Here is a 22,931-nt window from a genome sequence, read left to right on the forward strand (position 1 = left end):
CTTGTTCGGGGTTGGCTCGAGGGTGGCGGTCTAATGGATGAGGGGGAGCGCGGTTCACGCCGCGGATCCTGCCGCAGCCAAATCCATTCGCCCAGAAAGCGCATTCATGCCCGACCAGATCGCAGCCCTTCGTCTTCGCCGCCGGCAAGCCTTGGTCCGTTCGGCACTTCTTACGGGCGCCAGCATGATCGTCCTTGTGGCGGCGAGTGCAGACGGCGTGGCGAGGCCGCTTGGGAGCACCACAACGACCTCGCCAGTCGCGACCCAGCAGGCCGCGGCCGCGCAGGCGGCCATGCAAGCTGCGACACAGGTGAAAAATTCGCTGAAGCAGGTCACACAGGCGCTGGAGGCGATGAAGGCAGCCCAGGCTGCGGCTGCCAGCGCTGCGTCTGCATCGGGAGCTGTATCTGCCGGTAACGTGCTGACCGGGCTGCGGCCCGCCAATATGGATGCGGCAGCCGCGGCGGCAGCACAACTCCAAGGGAAAGATGCCGCGTCTCTCACCGCCACGTCGGACTGGCAGAATGCGCGTCTATTGCCGAATTCCACCAACGAGAAAGGCGGCGCGCAGGCCAACATCGAACAGACGGCGCCGAAAGCCATCCTCAACTGGGGCAGCTTTTCGATCGGAAAGAGTGAAAGCGTTCAGTTCCAGCAGTTGAGCTCGGAGTCGATCGCGCTCAATCGCGTCATCGGTGATGCTTATAACGGCAATCAACCAGTTCCGAGCCAGATCATGGGGGCGATCAAGGCGAACGGACAAGTTTGGATTATCAATCAGAATGGCATCATCTTCACCGGCGCAAGCCAGATCAATGTTGCCGGCCTCACCGCGTCCTCGCTCAACATCACCAACGACAGGTTCCTCAAGCAGCTCGCGACCACGAATTGGAGCCAAGCCAACGTCGAACCGCCCTTTCTCGTCGCGCCGAACGAAGTTGCAGCCGACGTCAAGGTGGAAAAGGGCGCGAGCATCACAGCCGACGGCGGCAGCATCATGATGTTCGCGCCGAACGTGACCAATAGCGGCTACCTGAACGCGCCGAACGGCCAGGTGGCGCTGGTCGCCGGCCATGCCGTGGACCTGAAGGCCAGCGACAACAGCGGCCTGCGCGGCTTCGAATTCGAGATCAGGGGCAATACTGCGGCGGTCACATACCAAGGCGGCGGCACCGCGCTCAACGACGGCTTGATCACGGCGGACCACGGCAACATCACCATGGCCGGCCTCAACGTCACACAGAACGGCATCCTGCTGACTAGCACGACCGTGACCGCGAATGGCTCGATCACGCTGAAGGCGCACGATCAATTCACCTATGACACCCAGAACGGTGCCATCTACACCCGCAGTGGCGCGGTTACCTTCGGCGAAGGAAGCGTCACCGCCGTTCTGCCCGATCTTGCGGATACCGGCACCATCACCGCCAAGGAACTGACCGACAAGTCGACGATCGACGTCCAGGGTTGGAAAATCTACCTGAAGGGCGGCTCGCTGGTCCTCGCGCCGGCAGGCGATGTTGCGCTGACGGCCAACTACACGATCGAGGGCGGCACAATCAGCGTGGAAAACCCCCAAGCCCGAATCTTCATGGACGCGGGCAGTGTGGTCGATGTATCGGGCCTCACCGGTGTCGAGATCCCGATCTCGCAGAACATCATCGAAGTGGAGTTGCGCGGCGACGAGTTGAAAGATTCGCCGGTGCAGAAGAACTCTTTCCTCTACGGCAAGAAGATCGTCATCGACGCGACCAAGAGCGGCTATTTCACCGACCCGATGATGAAGGACGTGGAGTGGTTCGAGGGCGAGCCGGGCAAATGGTACGGGACGCCGCTCGCCGACATGTCCGGCTATATCGGCTTGATCAAGCACGGCATCGGTGAGCTGTCGACGACTGCCGGCAAGATCGCGCTCAAATCGACCGGCGATCTCGTTCTCAATGACGGCTCGTCGCTTGCAGCCAATGGCGGCTCGATCAAGTATTTGCCGGGCTATGTCAGCACGACGAGACTGATCAGCGCGACGGGCCGGATTGTGAGCATCGACGATGCCGATCCGTCGCAGGTCTATGTCGACTTTGCCGGCCAGTTCACGCACGACCACGCGCATTGGGGCGTGAGCGAGACCTGGGTGTCGCCGCTGGTGAAGGGCGGATACTACGATCCCGGTCATACCGAAGGGAAGGCAGGCGGCACGATTCAACTCGCCGCCCAGCAGGGGATGGTGCTTGGCGGGAAGATCTCGGCCATAGCGACGCCCGGCGAAAACCAGAAAGACATCGGGCTGGATGGCACGCTGGTGCTCGGCTATGTTTCAAACAACGACCACGAACTCCAATACGCGCTCCCGGACGTGCTGGTTACGTCCAATCCGGCCGTGACAGGCGCGCAATTCGCGTTCGAGGCTCCTCCGCTTGCTGCCGCGTCAGTGACGTTGTCGGCTGATCTCCTGTCGGAAGGCGGGTTTGGCAAGCTCGAGGTCTATAGCAATGGCGACATAGAAGTCACCAAAGACGCCAGCCTCGTCATGCCCGATGGCGGTGGCGTCAAGCTCTACGGCAAGTCGGTGACGGTGAATGGAAATATTGTCGCTCACGGCGGCACGATCGAAATGACGACCGTGCCGGTCAGCACCGCGCTCTCGGATCCGGCGCGGAGCATCACGATCGGCACCGGCGTCGTTCTCGATGTCAGCGGCAAATGGATCAACGATCTCCTTGACCGCCAGACAACGTCGGCGCTTCCGATCCACGGCGGTTCGATTTCGCTGCAGACACCGGGTCCGGGGGCGGTGGCGGTGAAGGATGCGAACGGCGAGACCATCGATCACGTAGCAGCCGATATTGGCGCCGTGACGCTGGCTGAAGGCAGTTTGCTGAACGCCTCGGGCGGCGGTCATGTCGCCACGACCGGCAAGTTGACCGCCGGAAATGGCGGTTCGATTACGCTGGATGGCGGTGCGCTCAATCTCGGCGGGACGTTCACTGGCGATGCCCTGGGCAGCGGCGGGACCCTGTCGTTGACGGCGCCCTATATTCAGATCGGCGGCGCCGCGACCACGGGAACGCTGCTCATCGATCCGAAATTCTTCCAGCAAGGCTTCGGCAGCTATGCGCTCAACGGCTACAAGAGCCTCGTCGTCGCGGAGGGCACGGTGGTCGAGGCGTCCCGCGCCGTCCCCTTCGCCGCGGCGGACTATGCCCAGAAGCCGACAGGAACGCCGATCTCGTCGATCATAGATTGGCATCCGGAGTTTCCGGCCGGCCAGCGCCAGGCGGTGGATCTTTCCCTTTCCTCTACCGGTCCCTCGGACCTCGCTCCGTTCAAACCTAGTACGCCACCCGCCTTCAACAAAATCGGCGGCGACCTGACGATCCAGCAGGGCGCGGTGCTGCATGTCGATCCCGGCGCTTCGATCGCGCTCGAGGCCGGGCATCTGCTCACGGTTTCCGGCACGCTGGAAGCGCATGGTGGTGACATTTCGCTCAGTCTCACAACGGATGCCAGCGTCGGAAAGAACGCGGACAAGACCCAGGCGATCTGGCTCACATCGAGTGGCAAGCTCGACGTCAGTGGCACCACCGTACTCGACTTCAATCTATATGGATTGCATGTCGGCGAGGTGCTCGATGGCGGTACCGTAACGTTCAACGACGGCCTGCGCGGCAGCATCGTGACCGAGGCCGGCTCGCTGATCGATGTTTCCGGTGCCGTCGGCGTGCTCGATCTGCCGAACACTGCGGGTGGGACGATGGCAAGCGGTCCGAAGCAACCATACGTCCCGACCAAGGTGGCGAGCGATGCCGGCTCGGTCAGCTTCACGACGTTCAATGGCGCGTGGCTTGGCGGTTCGTACAAGGCGTTGGGCGGCGACGACACCGCCCATGGCGGCACGTTCGCGATCTTGGGCGGCAATCAGTCGTCGGCCAACTTCTACGCCAGCAGCGACAGGATCAACGTCGTCGGCGGCGCGATGTCGGCCCTGAACATGAAGCCTGGCGATGCGGTCAATTTCGGCTCCGGGGTAGCCAGCGCGGCCAGCAACACCGTCACCACGTTCTCGGCAGCGGACGTCGCCGCAGGCGGATTTGAAAATGTGAACCTGACAACGCCCGGCACCGTCATGCTCGACGGTGGGGCGGTGCTGACTGCGGGGCGCAAGGTCGCCATCCAGGCTCCCAAGCTCGGCGTGACAGCCGGTGCGGGGGGCACGCTTGCGCAGATCGTGGCTGACGAGGTGGTGATCGGCGATACGCGCAGCCTGATTAATAAGACATTCCCCACGGTGGCTACATCGGGGACGGGGAAGCTGGAGGTGAAGGGCGATGTGATCGACATCGCAGGCAATGTCGCGTTGCAAAACATCGACCATGCATCGTTCATTAGCGAGGGCGATCTGCGACTGGTTGGCGTTCCCGGCTATATGACGACCGACAGCGTCCAGATTCCGAACATCACCGGCACGCTCGCCGCCGCGGGCGATCTCGACTTCGTCGCCGCGCAGGTCTATGCGGCAACGCTGAGCGCGTTCACGGTCAAGACCACGAAATCGGTGGCGATCTATTCGAACGGTAGTGCGGCGCCGGTGCCGCTGTCGGCGGGCAGCAATCTCACCATTTCGGCCACCTCGATCCTCCAGGCGGGTGTGGTGCGCGCGCCGCTCGGAGCGATCACCTTCGATACCGGGACCACCGGCTCGGTCACGCTTGCCCCGGGGAGCCTCACCTCGGTGTCGGCCGAAGGGAAGCTCATTCCCATGGGCTATGTGCGCAATGGCGCCATCTGGTATTTCGGCGATGTCACTGGCGGCGCGGCCCTCTACGATCTCACCGCTCCGCCCGAGAAGAAGATCACGATCGCCGGGAAGAACGTCGATCTGCAGAAGGGCTCGCAAATCGACGTGTCGGGCGGGGGCGACGCCACCGCCTTCGAATGGACACCCGGCACTGGCGGCTCGCGCGACGTGCTCGCCTCGAAATCCGGCGCGCCGGTCTATGCCGTGGTCCCCGGTTTCACCGGTCCTGCACCGCACGATGTCTACGCGGAGAAGAACACCAATCTGCAGGTGGGCGACAGCGTCTACCTCGCAGGCGTTCCCGGCCTGCCGGCCGGCTGGTACACCCTGCTGCCGGGCCAATACGCGTTAATGCCGGGAGCCTACCGCGTCACCTTGGCTACTGCCGATGCCAATGTCGCCTCGAATCTGTCGGTCAAGCAGCCGGATGGATCCTATCTGGTGGCCGGCAAGTACGGCGTGGCCGGCACGAACATCGCCGATTCCCAGACGTCGCTCTTTCAAGTCATGTCGGGCGATGTCGCCAAAACCTATTCCGAGTATGATCAATATACGGCGAGCAGCTTCTTCAAGCAGTATGCCGCCGACAACGATCTTGCCGTGCCGCGGCTCGCAGTCGATGCCGGGCAGGTGGTGCTGAACGCGGCGCAGCAGCTCGTTCTGAGCGGCGTCATGAATTTCGCGGCCGGAAAGGACGGAAGGGGCGGGCTGCTCGACATCGCTTCGGAGTCGATCGCGGTGGTCGGCAAAAGCGAGGGAGCCGTCAGCGGCTACACCCTGACCTTGCAGGGCGACGTCCTGTCGAGCCTTGGCGCCGAGAGCTTGCTGATCGGCGGCACGCGCACCCAAACCAGCACGGGCATGCAGATCAACCCCGTGTCCAGCAAGGTGCTCGTCTCCAATGACGAGGAGACCGCACTGGTCGGCCCGGAAATCATGTTGGTCGCCAAGTCCACGTTCACGAGCGCTGGCGCGGCGGTCGATGGCACCGGCGTGGTCACGCTCGACAGCGGCAGCGTGATCAAGGCGACTGGAGCCGTCGCGGGCAGTGACGCCTTGTTCATCGGCACCGCCAATGCGGCCACGCCAGGCGGCACCGGAATGGGCGCGCTCTTCATCGCCACCACCGCCGATCATACCAGCGTGACGCGCTACGATATCGCAGCCAAGAGCGGCCCAGCCAAGGGAACGCTTGATGTCAAGGACGGAGCGCATCTCGAATCTGACAGCCTGATCGTCCTGGATTCGACAGGCGATACGCTTGTCTCTTCCAAGGCAGTCCTGAAGGCGAAGGCGCTGCAGGCCGCATCGAGCAAAGTCAGTTTCGGGGCGACGCCTGCCGGCACGGGTGGCCTTGTTCTCTCGCCCGAGACCCTTGCCAATCTCGCCAGCGTTAAGGACCTGACGCTGAAGAGCTACAGCACGGTCGATTTCTGGGGGCCGGTCGCGGTCGGCGGGTTGGGGCTTGACCAGCTCACCCTCGACGCAGCCTCGCTGGTGCAGAAGAGCTCCGGCGATGTCAGCATCACCGCCCAGAATCTCAGTCTGAGCAACACGAGCGGCGTTCTCGCGCCGGGCGACGATGTCGCCAATGCCGGCACGCTGACGCTCGCAGCCGGTACGCTCACGGTCGGAGCGGGACAGAGTGCGAGCCGTGGCTTCGGCCAAGTGAATTTCGCGGCCAGCCACGACATCGTGTTCACCGGGACGGGCGGCTTCACCGCCGGCACCACGGCGAACGTCGCCAACCTCACGCTCTCGGCACCGCGCATCACGGCGACCGGTGGCGCCCAGCAGGCCGCGACCGCGACCGGCCAGCTGACCACGATGTACGTTAGCGCGCCGGCGGATCTCGCTCCTATTACCACGTTCGGCGGCAAGCTCGTCCTCACCGGCGCGCAGGTTGTCCATGGCGGTGTCATCGTCATGCCGGCCGGCACCGTGCGGGTCGAAGCCACCGGACCGTCGGCGTCGGACGGCGTCGTGCTGGCCGGCGGCTCGCTGATCGACGTCAAGGCGCAGAACAAACAATTCTTCGACGTTGCCGAATATGCGAACGCCGGAACGGTCGAGCTCGTCGCGGCCGCCGGCGGCGCGGTGATCGCGCAGGGCGCGGTGGTCGATCTCTCGGCGCCGCTGGGCGGGAATGCCGGAACGCTGTCGGTCGAAGTGCCGCATGGCGCGTTCACGCTTGACGGGCAGGTCTACGCTGCCGCGACGGCGGGCGCCGTGCAAGGCTCGTTCGAGCTCGATGCCGGAAGCATTGCCGATTTCGCTGCGCTGTCGGCGAAGCTCAACGCCGGCAGCTTCTTCACCAAACGCCATTTCCATCTCGGCAGCGGCGATGTTGTGCTCGCCGGCATGACCCAGGTCGATGATCTCGAGGTCGTTGCCGATACCGGCAAGATCACGGTCGCATCGGGTACGGTATTGAATGCCGACGGTGAAAAAGGGGGCAACATTCGGCTTGTGTCGTCTGGCGACCTCGTCGTCGCAGCAGGCGCGACGCTCTCCGCGCAAGGCAGCAATGGCAAGGGTGGCCATATCGATCTTGAGACCTCGGCCGGCTATCTCGACCTCGCCGCGGGATCGATCATGAATGTCAGCGGCACGACCTACGGCGGCAAGGTGCATGTGCGCGCCGGCCGGACTGATGAGACCACGGGCACCATCAAGGCCGTCCAGCTCAACAGCACGATCATCGGGGCCCAAGTTGCCGATGCCGAAGCTTTCTGGGTCTATAACGGCATCTCGACCATCGACCAGACCATCATCACGCAGGTGTCGAACGCGGCGAACAGCTTCATGGCGCAAGCCCCATCAAAGGTCGGCAATTTCGACCTCGTAGCCGGCATCGAGCTCACCTCGACAGGCGACATGACGCTCGCTACCGATTGGGACCTGCACCTGCTGCGCCCGGGCGGCAACCCCGGTTACCTGACCATGCGTGCGGCCGGCAATCTCACGCTCAAGGAGACGCTGAGCGACGGCTTCAACGATGTCGGCCTGGGCGGGAGCCTGCTCACGGGCCAGTCGTGGTCGTATAATCTCGTCGCCGGCGCCGACCTCGCCGCCGCCGACGTGATGGCAGTGCAGCCGGCATCGGTGCTGAAGCCTGCGGGCAAGGGTAACCTTACAGTTGAGGGTGCCGCACTCGTGCGCACCGGGACCGGCGACATTCAACTCGGCGTCGGTGGCGATCTCAGCTTCGGCAATAAATCCGGTGTAATCTACTACAATAACGCCAACCCGGCGTTGATGAAGTACGCCTTCGAGCTCGCTAACACGACTGGCTGGACGCAACTCACCTCGGCTGCCGCAGCGCTGCTCTACAACCCGAACAATCCCTCCCAGACGACCCAAAATATCTATGCCGCGTCGACCGTCAATGGTGCCGGCGTGTTCCGGCTCGATGGCAAACTGAATACTACCTACGCCGGCTGGATAAGCGCCACCGGCATGGACATTATCTACAATCCCAATAATCCGTCGGACACTCCGGTGCACTTCCTCGACGCGTTCAAGGCCGACGGCACGCTTGACCCGCTCTATGCCGGCTGGAAGTTCGCCGACGGCGGCATGTTCTCGCAGAGCTTCAAGGCGGGATCATTCAGCCTCATTCCGACGACCAACGCGAACTACAATCAGGACGCGAGATCGATCGTGATGCCAGCTTACACCGATCTCATGGATGCGTTTATCGTCCACCCAGACAGCACGCTCACACTCGATCTGAAGGTGCTCGGCTTTGCCGTCGCCCCGGGAACGACTGATATGGTTTACCAGGTCCTGAAGCCTGCCAGCCAGCCAACCTTCGGTACTGTGAACATCTATACGCTGGTCGACCAAGCGACCGGCAAATGGATATCAAACACAGGGAGCACCCTTTTCGCCTATTGGACCTATGGCAACGCCAGGGCGACGCTCACCTATAGCGGCGGCTCTTTCCAGGGAACCTTTGATGGGCAGATCTACACGGCCGGTCAGCTCGCTTTGCCCACGGATACGCTGAAGGTCACGCCCGCGGTCGCAAATGCGACGGCTGGCACGGGCACGATCAACTTCGCGCAGAACGGCGGTGACCTCACCATCGCTGTTGGCGGCGACATTGTTGGCGCGCCGGTCGGCGCGCACTCGCTCTACGACTGGATGCTGCGCCAGGGCGGCTACGACGCCAACGGCCAGCCGCTGACTGCATGGGGACCGGACGTCAACAAGTTCACCTGGGGCATCGGCACGATCGGCGGCGGCGATGTCGCGATCGACGCCGGCGGCAAAATCAGCCAGCTCAGTGTCGTCGTCGCTAACAGCGGCAAGGTGGTGAACGGCACCACGCTGAACGCCTACGGCGGCGGCGACCTCGCGGTGCACGCCGGCGGCGACGCCAATGGAAACTTCTTCTACGTCGCCGACGGCCGGGGCAGGATCGATGTCGGCGGCTCGCTCGGGACTGTCCAGGCGACCGTCAGCGGCTCGACATTCAATCTATCCACCATCCTGGCATTGGGGGCCGGCGGCTTCACCATCACCGCGGCCGGCGACATCGACATCGGCGCCATGTACAACCCAACGTTGGTCGGTGTGCAGGGCAAGCAGGGCGTTAACAACAGCGCCGGCTACTTCGCCGAACCCGGCACGGTCAACGGCGCCTTCTTCTCAACCTATGCCGCAGATAGCTTCCTCAACGTGCTCTCGACCAGCGGGGATGTGGTGCTGTCGTCAATGACGCCGATGGACCTTGGGAACGTGATGCCGGAGCTCAATGCGCAGGGCAATGGCAGTAACGGTTCATATCTGCAGCTATTGCCGACCTACTATCCGCCGCAGGTGAAGGCCACGTCGCTGCAGGCCGATATCACCGTCGGCGTGCCCAAGAAGGCAGACACCGGTCGGTTGATCCTTTATCCCGCGGCTAACGGCAACCTGACGCTGCTGGCCGGCCAGTCGATCGACCTCAGCGCCAACCCGGGCTCCGGCCAGCAAAACACGGCGGCCGGCAACCACATCGTCGTGTCCGATGCCGATCCGGCGCTGTTGCCCGGCGTCTTCAATCCGGGCAACAAGCTCTTCGACGACGTCCTCGACTATTTGGGGGACGGTGTCTTCTCTGTTTCGGACAACTCTCTGAGGAGCGAACCGGCCAAGGATTCGGCCAAGATCCACGCTGCTTCGCTCTATCACAAGGACGACACCGAGCCGGTGCGCATCTATGCACTCGAAGGCAGCATCCTCGGCGGCGACTCGATCGCCAAGAACACCGACAGCAGCGTCCAGATCGTCACGCCGAAGCCGACCATCATCAAGGCCGGCTACGACATCGAGAACATCCTGTTCCTCGGCCAGAATCTCAAGCCCGACGACGTAACGATCATCGAGGCCGGCCACAACATCGTGTTCGGCACCTACAGGCTCAACAGCAACATGGGCAACTCGATCCAGATCGCCGGGCCGGGCGAGTTGGTCGTACTGGCCGGCAACAGCATCGACCTTTCGATCAGCGACGGCATCTATTCCATCGGCAACCAGAAGAACGTCTATCTGCCGGACGGCCAGGGCGCCGCGATCACGGTCATGACCGGGCTTGCCGGCGGCGTCGCCTACGATGCCTTCGCGAACAAGTATCTGAATCCGGCCAATGCTGGCAGCGTTCCGAGCAATTATGGTGCCGACCTCGTGACCTTCGTCAGTGGGTTCACCGGGAAGGGCAATCTCACGGTCGATGACGCTTGGGCGCTGTTCCAGGCGCTGCCCGCGAGTCAACGCGAGAAGTTCGTCAGGGACATCTTCTTCAAGGAGCTCAAGACCACCGGCATAGCGGCGAAGACGCCTGGAAGCTCGACCCTCGACAACTATAATGCCGGCTACGATGCGGTCGCCACCCTGTTTCCCGGCAAGGCCTATTCCGGCAGCCTCAATATGCTGTACAGCCAGATCAAGACGATCGACGGCGGCGGCATCAACCTGCTGGTCCCTGGCGGCGACATCAAGGTCGGGCCCACCTTCGTCACGGCCGATATGGCCGGCACGCCCGACCAACCGAACAAGGCGAGAAAGCCCGGCGACCTCGGCCTGCTGACGCTGAAGGGCGGGACCATCAACACATTCAGTTCCGGCTCGGTGCTGGTGAACCAGAGCCGCGTGTTCACCCTCGGCGGCGGCGACATTGTCATGTGGTCGTCGGATGGCGACCTTGATGCTGGCAAAGGTGCAAAGACAGCCCTCAGTGCCCCGCCGCCGCAGATCGTCTACAACTCGGCCACCGGCAGCTTCACCACCGAGCTGTCGGGCGTGGCGACCGGTAGCGGCATCGGTACGCTGATCGGCCTGCCCGGTGTGCCGGACGGTGACGTCGTTCTGATGGCGCCGCACGGCACCGTGGACGCGGGCGACGCAGGTATCCGCGTCTCAGGCAACATCGTCATCGCGGCACAATTCATCCGCAACGCCGACAATATTCAGGTCAGCGGTGCGTCGCTCGGCATACCCACGAACACGCCAAATGTCGGCGCATTGACGTCTGCCAGCAATACTGCGGGAGCGTCACAGCAGACGGTTGCGCCGAAACAGAGCGGCAATGAACAACCCTCGATCATCATCGTCGAATTCCTCGGCTTTGGCGGTGGCGACTCCGAACCGGGCTCGGATAATGACAAGCGGCGCCGGGATGAAGACCGACGGGGGTTCAACGACCGCCGCGAGCAGGACTACAACGACAGGAGCGCGGTCCAGATCGCAGGTTATGGCGCGCTGACCGAGGCTGGAGCGCAGCTTCTCACACCGGAAGAACGGCAGAAGTTGACGCGACCATGATAGGCCGAACCGGGATCTGCTGACGCGCAGCCGTGCGGCAAACCATGTGGCGATCGCAACGTCAGTGTTGCGAACGTTGGCGTGGTCTCGGCGGCATCGGGGATGAGGCGCGGTGTCCGGCTGTCGCTTTTCGCATGTAGGCGTGAGGACTGGATCCCATCTCCGTCCGGAACGCGAAGACGAACGCCGACGCGGAGCCGTAGCCCAGTTGCATCGCCGTCTCGGTCACTCCCGTACCGCTGCTCAAGAGTTCGATTGCACGTAGCAGCCGAAGCCTTCGGCGCCACGATCGGAGGCTCGAACCCATTTCCGCTTCGAACTGGCGCGTGAGCGTGCGCGAAGACATGCCCAGCGCCTTGGCCCAATCGTCCGAACTGCGAGTATCGGCAGGATCGACGTACAGCGCTTCGCAAAGACGCAGCAGGCGCTCACCGCGCGGCCAAGGCAGTCCCGCCGTTAGCGTTCGAGCCCTGCGGAGTTGATCGAGGATGAGCGTCGCGACGCGGTCGGGGTAACCGTCGCCGTCTTGGCTGCCTTCGATCGCAGCGGCCTCCACGATCAACTCCTTGAGCAGAGGAGAGACGGACAGCACCGTCGGGACCGCCGGCAGATTCCGCCCGGCATTGACGGCGATCCAAAGGCTGCGAAACTCGGCACCCAGCAGCGAGCCCACCCGATGAGGAACTCGGCTCGGAAGCCAGACCGCTTGGTCGGGCGAGATGACGAACGAACGATTGTCCGCGGTCACCATCAGTACGCCATCGATGGCGTAGACCACCTGGTGCCAATCATGCGCGTGCTCCGGAAATTCATGCCGTGCCGGGATCGATTGAGCGCGCATCGTGATCGGGCGCGGGGGCAAAACGCCCGGCGGAGCCGATATGGGGGTCCAGGTCATGTTATCTCTAATTGGCCATTACTCTATATAAATTGGCAAAACGTCGAAAGACAGCCTAATGTCGCTCTGATAGCGGTCGAAATCCAGGGCCGGCGGCAAGCAAGACTTCGCCGGCCGGTTCGCCTCACCCCCGTGTCAGGAGCGGAGCATGGCCGAGTTCGACAGCCGCGGCCTCGCGATTTCGACAGACTCGCCACAAGCGGCGTCCAGCTACCGCGCGGGGATCGACCTCCTTCTCTCGGCTTGGCCGGGGGCAGAGGACACGCTGCGGCAGGCCATCGATCACGATCATCAATTCGCGCTCGCCCACGCCGCGCTCGCGCGTTTGCACGCGATCAGGGCCGAACCGGCAGAAGCTCGCGTGAGGATCGCGACTGCGCAGGACATCGTCGCGCGAAACGGCTTGCCACGGGAGGTCAGTCATGTGTCGATCCTCTCGCTCGCGGTGAACGGCCACTCAGCCAAAGCGTTGGAGAGCGCTCTCGCCCATCTGGACGAGTGGCCACGCGACGTCCTGATCCTCTCTCTGCCGTTGGGAGCCTTCGGCCTGTTCGCCTTTTCGGGAATGGCCGACCATGATCGGGCACGCGTCGACCTCTGCGAACGCGTGGCTGATCGATACGATGCGGACGATTGGTGGTTTTTGACCTACCGCGGCTGGTCCCACGCCGAGAACGGCTCGGTAAACCGAGGTCGCGACCTCGCGCTGCGCGGCCTCGAACTGCGCTGCGCCAACGCGAACGCTGCGCACGCGGTCGCGCACGCCATGTTCGAACAGGGAGCGACGCGGGAAGCCGAAGCGCTGGTCGACGACTGGCTGCCGGGTTACGATCGGGCAGGGATGCTTCACGGCCACCTCGCGTGGCACGCGGCTCTCTCCGCACTGGAGCGCGACGATCCGCAGCGCGCCTTGGCGGTCTATTCCGAACACGTCCAGCCTTCGGTCTCCCTCGGTCTACCGATCAACGTCGTGAGCGATACCGTCTCGCTGCTCTGGAGACTTCAGGCTGCGGGCCACGCAGTGCCGTCCGGCTTATGGGAGGACGTCGAAAGGTACGCTGAGTCCCGGTTTCCGAAACCTGGACTCGCCTTCATAGAAGTCCATATGGGCCTGCTGGCCGCGGCGACCGGAAGCGGCGCTGCAGCCAGCGATCGCATCGCAGCGAATATGCGACGCGTCGCGGATGGCACGCTCCCGGCCGGTCCCGTCGCACCGTCGATCTGCCGCGCAGCGATCGCATTCGCGACGGCCGATTATGCGGAATGCGTCCGGGTTCTGGAGCCAGCGGCTGCAGACGTTCCTCGCATTGGCGGTAGCGGCGCGCAGAGGCAAATCATCGAAGACATGCTGCTGCTTGCCTTGATGCGAAGCGGTGAATCCACCAAGGCCCGAGACCTGCTCGATCGCCGCCTTCACCGCCGTCCGTCACAGCGCGATGCGCGCTGGCGTCGCCACATCGAGATCTGAATAGCCATGTCACAAGTCGTCGTGCAGGGGGCGGTGGACACCGCGCCGGCGTTTCGTTTCGAGCGCAGCAACGTTGTGAGGCTCGCTATCGCGCAGGCGTTGGCCGGCGCGAATTCGACTGTCATCTACGCCACCGGCGCTGTGATCGGGGATATGCTGGCGCCTACCACAGCGCTGGCGAGGCTTCCGATCTCCATCTTCGTGGTCGGAATGGCCGCTTGCACCTTGCCCGCCGGCGCGGTCGCGCAACGTTACGGCCGACGCGCGACTTTTATGATCGGGACGGGCTGCGGCGTCCTCGCCGGCCTGATCGGATCCTTGGCGGTTCTGCAAGCCTCGTTCTTGCTGTTCTGCGCGGCGTCGTTCTTCGGCGGCGTCTACGCCGCGGTGGTGCTGTCCTTTCGCTTTGCTGCCGCCGATTGTGCCGCACCGGAGCGGCGCCCACGCGCGCTGTCGGCGGTGATGGCCGGCGGGGTCTTCGCAGGCATAATCGGGCCGCAGCTCGTCACGTACACGATGGATCTGTGGCAACCGTATCTCTTTGCCGCCACCTATCTCGCACAGGCGGCGGTCGCTGCGCTCTCGTTGCTGGTCCTCGTCGGAATCCGTCTGCCGTTGCCCACCAGGGCCGAGACCGACGGCGGCCGTCCGCTCTCCGTTATCGTGCGCCAGCCGCGTTTCATTGGCGCGGTTGTCTGCGGCGTCGTCTCCTATCTGCTGATGAATTTCCTCATGACGGCGGCGCCGCTCGCGATGAAGTTCTGCAACCTTTCGCAGCAGTCCGCCAACCTCGGTCTGCAATGGCACGTGATTGCCATGTACGGACCGAGTTTCTGGACAGGCGGGCTGATCACTCGGTTCGGCGCATCGAAGGTGGTAGCCACGGGTCTGCTGCTCACGGCCGCCTCTTCGGCGGTAGGTCTCCTCGGCATCGAAGTGGCGCACTTCTGGGCGACGCTGATCCTGCTGGGCGTCGGTTGGAATTTCGGCTTCGTCGGAGCTTCCGCGATGGTCCTCGAATGCCACCGGCCGGAAGAGAAGGCGCGCGTTCAGTCGCTGAACGACTTCGTCGTGTTCGGCACGATGACCTTCGGCTCGTTCCTGTCGGGAGGTCTCCTCTCCGCATATGGCTGGAACGCGGTCTTGTGGCTCTCGTTCCTGCCTCTCGTCTTCGCTGTCGCCGCGCTGGTGGTGGCGTCTCCCCGACCGCGTCGCGATGTCGACGACGTCAACGCGGACAGGCGGGAAAGAAAATAGTGGCGTTGAAAAGGATACCCGGCGGCTGCGTATCGCTCGCCGGGCGCAGCGCACCAACGCGACTATGGACGTGAGAGCAGATCAGGACCGAACTCGCCGAGACGTCCCGCAATTCGCAGCATCTCTCCCGTGGGAAGTGGCCAAGCAGATCCCGATGAACCGAGAATCAGTTTACGCGACGCTCGCGATTCTCCCAGAACGGCCTGCGCAGCTCGCGCTTCAGCACCTTGCCGGCGCCGGAAAGCGGCAGAGGCGCCTCGGTGATCTCGATGCTTCGGGGGCATTTGTAGCCTGCGATCAGTGTCTTGCTGAACTCGATAAGCTCGTCGGCGGAGACTTCGACGCCGCTGCGCTTGACCACGACGGCATGGACCTGCTCACCCCACTGCTCGCTGGGGATGCCGATGACCGCGCATTGCAGCACCGAGGGATGCTGCGCCAGCGCGTTCTCGACCTCGACCGAATAGACGTTCTCGCCGCCGGAGATGATCATGTCCTTGACCCGGTCGACGACATAGATGAACCCGTCCTGGTCCATATAGCCGCCATCGCCGGTATGCATCCAGCCGTCGACGATGGCGCGCGCGGTCTCCTCGGGCCGTTCCCAATAGCCGATCATCACGTTGTCGCCGCGCGCGACGATCTCGCCGACCTTGCCAAAGGGCACCGGCTGGTCGTTCTCGTCGACGATGCGCACCTCGCAGCCGAGCGTGGCGCGACCAGCGCCGCGATGGCGGCCCTTGTTGCGTCCCCCGCCGATGTGCTCCTTCCAGTGCAGAAGCGTCGCGATCGGCGACAATTCGGTCATGCCATATGCCTGGGTAAACTGGACGCCCGGCAGCGTCTGCGCAGCGCGGTCGAGCACGGCCTCGCTGATCGGCGATGCGCCATAGATGATGTTCTTCAGCGAGGACAGGTCATAGCTTCCGATCGCCGGGTGATCGACCAGCATCTGGATCATGGTCGGCACCAGCAGCACATCGGTAACCCGATGGTTCTGGATCGCGGCCGCAACGGCGTCAGGCGTAAAGCCCTGGATGATCACATTGGAGCCGCCGGAGAGCAGCAGCGAATACATCGCCGCCCCGTTGGCGAGGTGGAACATCGGCGCGGCATGCAGATAGATCGAGCTTGACGGAAACAGCCCTTCGCCGACCGCATTAAGGGCATTCGCCATCAGATTGTGGTGGCTGAGCATCACTCCCTTGGAACGCCCCGTGGTGCCGCCGGTGTAGAAGATGCCGGCGAGATCCTTGCTCGTGCGCATGGCGTCGGCGACCGGCTCGCATCTCGCGATGAGGGCCTCATAGCTCTCAGTGCCTGATGGCGTCTCGCCGTCATCGGCGAAGATCAGCTTTAGTCCCGGGATCGCCTTCGCGAGCTGCGCGCCCGTTGGAGCAAACGCCTTGTCGACGAACAGGACACCGGCGCGGCAGTCGCGGAGCGCATCCTCGTTCTCCAGCACGCTCCAGCGGATGTTGAGGGGCACGATCACCGCGCCGGCCCAGCCAACCGCGAGATAGAGCTCGAGATAGCGGTCGGAATTGAGCGACAGCACCGCGACGCGGTCGCCATCGGCGACGCCGCGCGCCCGCAAGCCGCCGGCGAGCCGTGCGACCCGTTCTCCCACGTCGCGCCAGGTGCGGCGCCGCTCGCCGCACACGGTGGCCAGTCCATTCGGGCTGATCTGCAGCGCCCGCCGTAATCCGTGGGTAATGTTCATCGGGATGCTCCTCCTGTGCGTTTCTTCCCTGGGGCCTTGCGCCTTGTTTCGCGCGATAAGGGCGCGCTCGGCGTCTTCTCTCTTGGAATGCGATTGGGGACTGCGGCCGCGGCCAGGCCCTCCGTCAGCCGGGCCGTGAATTCGTCGGCGATCTCGGTCGGCGACGACGCGCCGTCGCGCCGGTACCAGTGCCCGATCCAGTTCAGCGCGCCTGCGATCGCGAAAGCGGCAAGCTTCGGATCGCAGGGCTTGATCGAGCCGTCGACGATGCCGCTCGAAATATACTTGCGGAACGTCGCGTCAATCCGTTTCTTGGCAGCCCGCGCGATGCCGGCGTCCTTCTCGGCAAGGTCGCGCAGGTCAAAGCGGACCAGGCTCGCGCCGAAATCGGTCGCCATCAATTCCGCATAGGCATGCACCAGCTTGCGTAGCTTGGTGAGGCCTGAACCGCCGCCGGCATTGATCTCGGTGATGACGCTGTCGACGAGCTCTGCGCCCATCGACCAGCATTCAAACAGGATCTCGTGCTTGCCGCGGAAGTAATTGTACAGCGCGGGCTTGGTGATGTTCAGCCGCTCGGCGACGTCATTCAACGTCGCGCGGTGGTAGCCCTGTTCCAGGAAAAGCTGCACCGCCGTGCGCAGCACCGCCTCGCGCTTCTCGTCGCGGGCGCGGCGCCGGCTTTCGAACGGCAGCCAGGGAGAAGACGGCAGGGCGGGGGATCCTGAATCCATGCTCGGGCGCGTTGACTCGAAGTGACGATGGACTGTAATGTTACCCATGGGTAACAAAAAGTCCAATGGGTAATTTATTCGGAGGAAGTGATGTCCGAGGTAATCGTGGCCGGCGTCGGCATGATCCCCTTCGCCAAGCCGGGCGCCAGCGCGCCCTACCACGCGATGGGTGCCGAAGCGACGAAACTGGCGTTGGCCGATGCGGGGCTCGACTACAACGTGATCCAGCAGGCCTATGTCGGCTACGTCTATGGCGATTCGACCTGCGGGCAGCGCGCGCTCTACCAGGTCGGAATGACCGGCATTCCGATCTTCAACGTCAACAATAACTGCTCGACTGGCTCGACCGCTCTGTTCATGGCGCGGCAGATGATCGAAAGCGGCGCGGCGGATTGCGTGCTGGCGGTTGGTTTCGAGCAGATGAAGCCCGGCGCGCTCGGCAGCGTCTACACCGACCGCCCGAGCGCGTTCGAGGAATTCGACGCGGCGGCGGACCGGCTGATCGACGCGCCCGGCATTCCGCTTGCGCTGCGCTATTTCGGCGGGGCGGGCCTCGCCCACATGCAGAAATACGGCACGCCGCTCGACGCTTTCGCCAAGGTGCGCGCGAAAGCGAGCCGCCATGCCGCAAACAACCCGCTGGCGATCTTCCGCAAGGAAGTCACCGCTGATGCCGTGATGAACGATCAGGTGATCTGGCCCGGGGTGATGACGCGCCTGATGGCCTGTCCCCCGACCTGCGGTGGCGCCGCGGCGGTGCTGGTGTCGGACCGTTTCGCCGACAAGCACGGCATTGCCAAGACGGTGCGGATCGCGGCGCAGGCCATGACCACCGATACGCCCTCGACCTTCGGAGCCGGCGACATGATGCGCCTGGTCGGCTATGACATGGCGCGGGCCGGGGCAAAGCGCGTCTACGAAAGCGCAGGCATCGGGCCTGAAGATCTCGACGTGGTCGAACTGCACGACTGCTTTGCCCATAATGAGCTCATCACCTATGAGGCGCTGGGGCTCTGCGGCGAAGGCGAGGCGGCGAAGTTCATCGACGACGGCGACAACACCTATGGCGGCCGGATCGTGACCAATCCCTCCGGCGGGCTGTTGTCCAAGGGCCATCCACTCGGCGCTACGGGTCTTGCGCAGTGCTACGAGCTGACGCGGCAGCTGCGCGGCACGGCCGGCCCGACGCAGGTCGAGGGCGCGGAGCTCGCGCTGCAGCACAATCTCGGCCTCGGCGGCGCCTGCGTCGTCACGCTCTACCAGCGTCATTGATCCGGCCATGGTCGATCAATCCGCCGTAGGCCATCGCTTCACGCCCGTCACTGCGCGTGTGGAGCCGGGTCGGCTGCGCTACTTCCTCAACACGCTTGGCGAGACCAACCCGGTCTACCGCGATGAGGCGGCCGCGCGCGCGGCCGGGTTCGCAGCAACGCCGGTGCCGCCGACTTACCTGTTCTGCCTGGAAATGATGGATGCCGAGGAGCCGTTCGAAATGCTGACGGCGCTCGGCATTGATCTCGCCCGCGTGCTGCATGGCGAACAGAGCTTCGTCTATCGCGCGCCGGTCGCGGTCGGTGACGTCCTGACCTTCCGCCCGCGGGTTGCCGCCGTCACGGAGAAGAAGGGTGGCGCGCTGACAGTGATGGTCATCGAATGCGAGGTGACCAACCAGAACGGCGTGCATGTCGCCGACACCTCGCGCACGGTCGTGGTGCGCAATCAGGTGGCGTCATGACGGAAATCAGTGCGATCAAGGTCGGCGACCGCCTCGTCGACAAGACGTTCCCGCCGATCACCCGCCATACGCTTGCGCTCTATTGTGGCGCCTCAGGCGATCACAATCCGATCCATGTCGATATCGACTTCGCCAGGAACGCCGGATTCCCTGACGTGTTCGCCCACGGCATGCTGGTGATGGCCTGTCTCGGCCAGGCGCTGACGGATGCGGTGCCGCCGGCGCGGCTGCGCGCGTTCGCGACGCGGTTCGTGGCCATCACCCAGCTCGGTGCGCGGCTCACCTGCGAGGGCACTGTGGCCGAGTTGTTCGAGGAGAACGGCGAGCGCCGCGCGAAGCTCGCATTGACCACCAAAGACGAGCGCGGCGAGGTCAAACTCGAAGGCAGCGCCGTCGTCGCGCTCTAATGAAGGACATGCACATGGCAAGGCTGCAAGGCAAGGTCGCGCTCGTCACCGGCTCCGGCCGCGGCATCGGGCGTTCGATTGCGCTCAAGCTCGCGCGCGAGGGCGCGAAAGTCGTCGTCAACGATCTCGATGCCGAGCCGGGCGATGCCGTGGCCACCGAGATCAAGGGGCTTGGCAGCGACGCGGTCGCGGTGAACGGCAGCGTTTCGGAGGCGGGCTTTGCCGACCGCTTCATTGGCGCTGCGCTGGAAAGATTCGGCGGGCTCGACATCATCGTCAACAATGCCGGCTACACTTGGGACTCCACGATCCAGAAGATGACGGACGAGCAGTTCCAGGCGATGCTGGACGTGCACCTCGTGGCACCGTTCCGCATCCTGCGTGCCGCTGCCGAACCGATCCGGGTGTTTGCCAAGAAGGAAGCGGAACAGGGGCGCGAGGTGTTCCGCAAGGTCGTGAACATCTCCTCCATCGCTGGCCTCTACGGCAATGCCGGACAGGCGAGCTACTCCTCGGCCAAGGCCTCGCTGGCCGGCCTGACTCGAACGCTGTGCAAGGAATGGGGCCGCTACAAGGTCAATGTCAATTGCGTTGCCTTCGGCCTGATCAACACCCGCCTGACGCAGCCGATCGAGGCGCAGCAGAAGACGATCGACGTCGCGGGACGCGACATCAAGGTCGGCGTGCAGCCGCAGATGCTCGAGATGATGGCAAGGATGATCCCGCTCGGCCGCGGCGGCACGCCGGAAGAGGCAGCCGATGCCGTCTATCTGTTCTGCAGTCCGGAATCCAATTATATCAGCGGCCAGGTCGTCGTTGCCGGCGGCGGCCTCATCGTCTGACAGCGGGGGCTTCATGAAATACCGATCGTCCTGGATGACCGAGGAACTGGATACGTTCCGCGACCAGTTCCGGAAATTCCTGACCAAGGACCTGGCACCGCACGCCGAGAAGTGGCGCGAGCAGAAAATGGTCGACCGCTTCGCCTGGCGTGCGCTCGGTGAGATGGGCGCGCTCTTGCCCAGTGTGCCGGAGGCTTACGGCGGGTTAGGGACTACCTTCGCCTATGATGCCGCGGTGCTCGATGACATCGAGAGCACGGTACCGGAGGTCACGACGGGCATCTCCGTGCACAGTGCCATTGTCGCCCACTACGTCCTCAACTACGGCTCGGAGGAGCAGAAGAAGCGCTGGCTGCCGAAGATGGCGAGCGGCGAGATGGTGGGTGCGATCGCCATGACCGAGCCCGGCACCGGATCCGACCTGCAGAGCGTCAAGACCACAGCGAAAAAGCAGGGCAATTCTTACGTCATCAATGGCCAGAAGACCTTCATCACCAACGGCCAGGCAGCGGACCTCGTCATCGTGGTCGCGCGCTCCGGAGAGGTTGGCGCCAAGGGAATTTCGCTGATCGCGGTCGAGACTGCGGGCGCCGAAGGCTACCGGCGCGGGCGCAACCTCGACAAGATCGGCCTGCATGCCTCCGACACCTCGGAGCTCTTCTTCGACAACGTTGTTGTGCCGCCGGAGAACCTGCTCGGCAGTGAGGAAGGTCAAGGCTTTGTGCAATTGATGCAGCAATTGCCGCAGGAGCGGCTGGCGCTGGCGATCGGCGCGGTCGCCTCGATGGAACGCGCGATCAAGCTGACCTCGCAATACACCAAGGAGCGCAGCGCGTTCGGCAAGCCGCTGCTCGAATTCCAGAACACCGCCTTCAAGCTCGCCGAGCGCAAGACGGAAGCGATGATCGCGCGCGTGTTCGTCGACTGGTGCGTCGAACGCCTGATTGCCAAGGACCTCGACACCGTCACCGCGTCGATGGCGAAATGGTGGTGCTCGCAGAAACAGGTCGAGACGGCGGACGAATGCCTGCAGCTCCACGGCGGCTACGGCTACATGGAGGAATACCCGATCTCGCGCATCTTTATCGATTCCCGCATCCAGAAGATCTACGGCGGCACCAACGAGATCATGAAGCTCTTGATTGCGCGGTCACTGTAGTAGCTAGATCACCGGTGCAAACGGCACGTGTTATGACGAGGGCGTAGTCTGTCCGGAGAACGGGATGGAAGGTCGTCCTTTCATGGTCCAGCGCGAGCGCGTGTCCGGCGCACCTGACGCGCGGCTCAAGACACGGTTCGGAAGTTCGAGCGGCTGAGGTCGTTGAGTAGTCAAGCTGATCTTGGGTCCGCCATTCGGAGGTTCGATCCCTCCTGGCCCAGCCAGTTGATATTGCTCACCTAAATCGGTGGTGTCGGCGATGTGCTTCTCGGTGCGTTTCGCGCAGCCGGCGTAGCTCCGCCGTGTTCGGTCAGCCGATAATGCGCGCCCCTGGCCGCCCGCTCGGCCTCCTCAAGCTCCGCTTTCCATCATGAGGGCGGGCGTCGAATGTGAAGGTCTTCGGAAGATCCAGCTTCGCGCGCATGCGACGGACGGTGTGTCGGATGGTGCTAAAGGCGAACGGCTGGCCTTCCCGGATTCAATTAGGAACAAGAATGGGGCGTCCACGTTATGATGGGTTCTCTGCCGGGTTCTAAGAGTGGCCGGCGATTTCCCAGGGCTGGATTCCGGCTATCGACCGCAGGTCAAAGACAATGTCCGTCGAAAAATCGATCAAGCGATTTCGCGGGTATCCTCAGTCCTACCCTCCGATCCCGGTCGCCGAGATTCCACGCCCATTGTGGCAGCAGCCTCCAATCGATTGGGACGACGAGGATGTACCGCCACTGCCGCCGCGTTTCGATGACGATGCCATCTCGCTGGCGCCAAGCCGACGGCGCCTGTTCATCGCGTTTGCCGCCACCCTGGTCGGCACGCTCCTGCTCGGCACATCGTTTGCCTGTCTCTTGGCGCTGCCATGGACGGTTCGGAACGAGATTGCCCATGCGCAGCGCGAGAGGGCTGGCAGCGCATTCCGTCCGCAGACCGCGGAGGTCGACCTGGGCCGCCGTATCGACGTCGCCGTGGCCGCTCTGCGCGAGAATCCGGATGCGAGCGAGCAGAGAAGGGCACTGCTCAAATCTATGCGGCCGGAGCCACAGCCGGCTCTTCTGGATGAACCGGCTCTCATCTCCAAGTCTGAGGACAGCTCTCCTCATCAGTGA

General features: G+C 63.7%; 12 protein-coding genes. 9 read left to right on the top strand and 3 right to left on the bottom strand.

The window, feature by feature from the left end; translation table 11 throughout:
• The first annotated feature begins 106 nt into the window (after positions 1-106).
• Complete coding sequence (locus J6497_RS05680; protein WP_225703267.1) at positions 107-11,605, top strand: filamentous hemagglutinin family protein; 11,499 nt, start codon at positions 107-109, stop codon at positions 11,603-11,605.
• A gap of 61 nt (positions 11,606-11,666) precedes the next feature.
• Here the strand turns inward: J6497_RS05680 and J6497_RS05685 are convergent, their stop codons facing one another.
• On the bottom strand, positions 11,667-12,503 hold the full coding sequence (locus J6497_RS05685) for an AraC family transcriptional regulator (protein ID WP_225703268.1): 837 nt from the start codon (positions 12,501-12,503) through the stop codon (positions 11,667-11,669).
• A 148-nt stretch (positions 12,504-12,651) separates the two neighbouring features.
• Here J6497_RS05685 and J6497_RS05690 point away from each other — a divergent pair, with 148 nt between their 5' ends.
• A complete protein-coding gene (locus J6497_RS05690) occupies positions 12,652-13,971 on the top strand; it encodes a tetratricopeptide repeat protein (RefSeq protein ID WP_225703269.1) in 1,320 nt (439 codons plus the stop codon).
• Between the two features lie 6 nt (positions 13,972-13,977).
• Positions 13,978-15,228 carry an MFS transporter gene (locus tag J6497_RS05695; protein WP_225703270.1) on the top strand — a complete coding sequence of 417 codons (1,251 nt, stop codon included), beginning with the start codon at positions 13,978-13,980 and terminating at the stop codon, positions 15,226-15,228.
• 166 nt (positions 15,229-15,394) lie between these two features.
• Here J6497_RS05695 and J6497_RS05700 read toward each other — a convergent pair whose 3' ends face one another.
• Positions 15,395-16,951, bottom strand: a complete 1,557-nt coding sequence (locus tag J6497_RS05700; RefSeq protein ID WP_225703271.1) for an acyl-CoA synthetase — start codon at positions 16,949-16,951, stop codon at positions 15,395-15,397.
• On the bottom strand, positions 16,948-17,685 hold the full coding sequence (locus J6497_RS05705; protein WP_225703272.1) for a TetR/AcrR family transcriptional regulator: 738 nt from the start codon (positions 17,683-17,685) through the stop codon (positions 16,948-16,950). Before J6497_RS05705 ends, J6497_RS05700 begins: the two co-directional genes overlap by 4 nt.
• Before the next feature lie 87 nt (positions 17,686-17,772).
• Between J6497_RS05705 and J6497_RS05710 the strand changes: the two genes are divergently transcribed.
• The 6 genes from J6497_RS05710 to J6497_RS05735 all read left to right on the top strand — a co-directional run bounded on the left by J6497_RS05710 (position 17,773) and on the right by J6497_RS05735 (position 22,931).
• Positions 17,773-18,957 (top strand): lipid-transfer protein, encoded by a 1,185-nt coding sequence (locus tag J6497_RS05710; protein ID WP_225703273.1) that lies wholly within the window; start codon positions 17,773-17,775, stop codon positions 18,955-18,957.
• A 7-nt stretch (positions 18,958-18,964) separates the two neighbouring features.
• The gene (locus tag J6497_RS05715) at positions 18,965-19,420 is read left to right on the top strand and encodes a MaoC family dehydratase N-terminal domain-containing protein (protein ID WP_225703274.1); all 456 of its coding nucleotides are present in this window, start codon (positions 18,965-18,967) and stop codon (positions 19,418-19,420) included.
• Positions 19,417-19,827 carry a MaoC family dehydratase gene (locus tag J6497_RS05720; protein WP_225703275.1) on the top strand — a complete coding sequence of 137 codons (411 nt, stop codon included), beginning with the start codon at positions 19,417-19,419 and terminating at the stop codon, positions 19,825-19,827. Before J6497_RS05715 ends, J6497_RS05720 begins: the two co-directional genes overlap by 4 nt.
• 14 nt (positions 19,828-19,841) lie before the next feature.
• Positions 19,842-20,669 carry an SDR family NAD(P)-dependent oxidoreductase gene (locus tag J6497_RS05725; RefSeq protein WP_225703276.1) on the top strand — a complete coding sequence of 276 codons (828 nt, stop codon included), beginning with the start codon at positions 19,842-19,844 and terminating at the stop codon, positions 20,667-20,669.
• Between the two features lie 13 nt (positions 20,670-20,682).
• Complete coding sequence (locus J6497_RS05730; protein WP_225703277.1) at positions 20,683-21,828, top strand: acyl-CoA dehydrogenase family protein; 1,146 nt, start codon at positions 20,683-20,685, stop codon at positions 21,826-21,828.
• A 593-nt stretch (positions 21,829-22,421) separates the two neighbouring features.
• Complete coding sequence (locus J6497_RS05735; protein WP_225703278.1) at positions 22,422-22,931, top strand: hypothetical protein; 510 nt, start codon at positions 22,422-22,424, stop codon at positions 22,929-22,931.

Source organism: Bradyrhizobium cenepequi (genome assembly GCF_020329485.1).
GTDB lineage: Bacteria > Pseudomonadota > Alphaproteobacteria > Rhizobiales > Xanthobacteraceae > Bradyrhizobium > Bradyrhizobium cenepequi.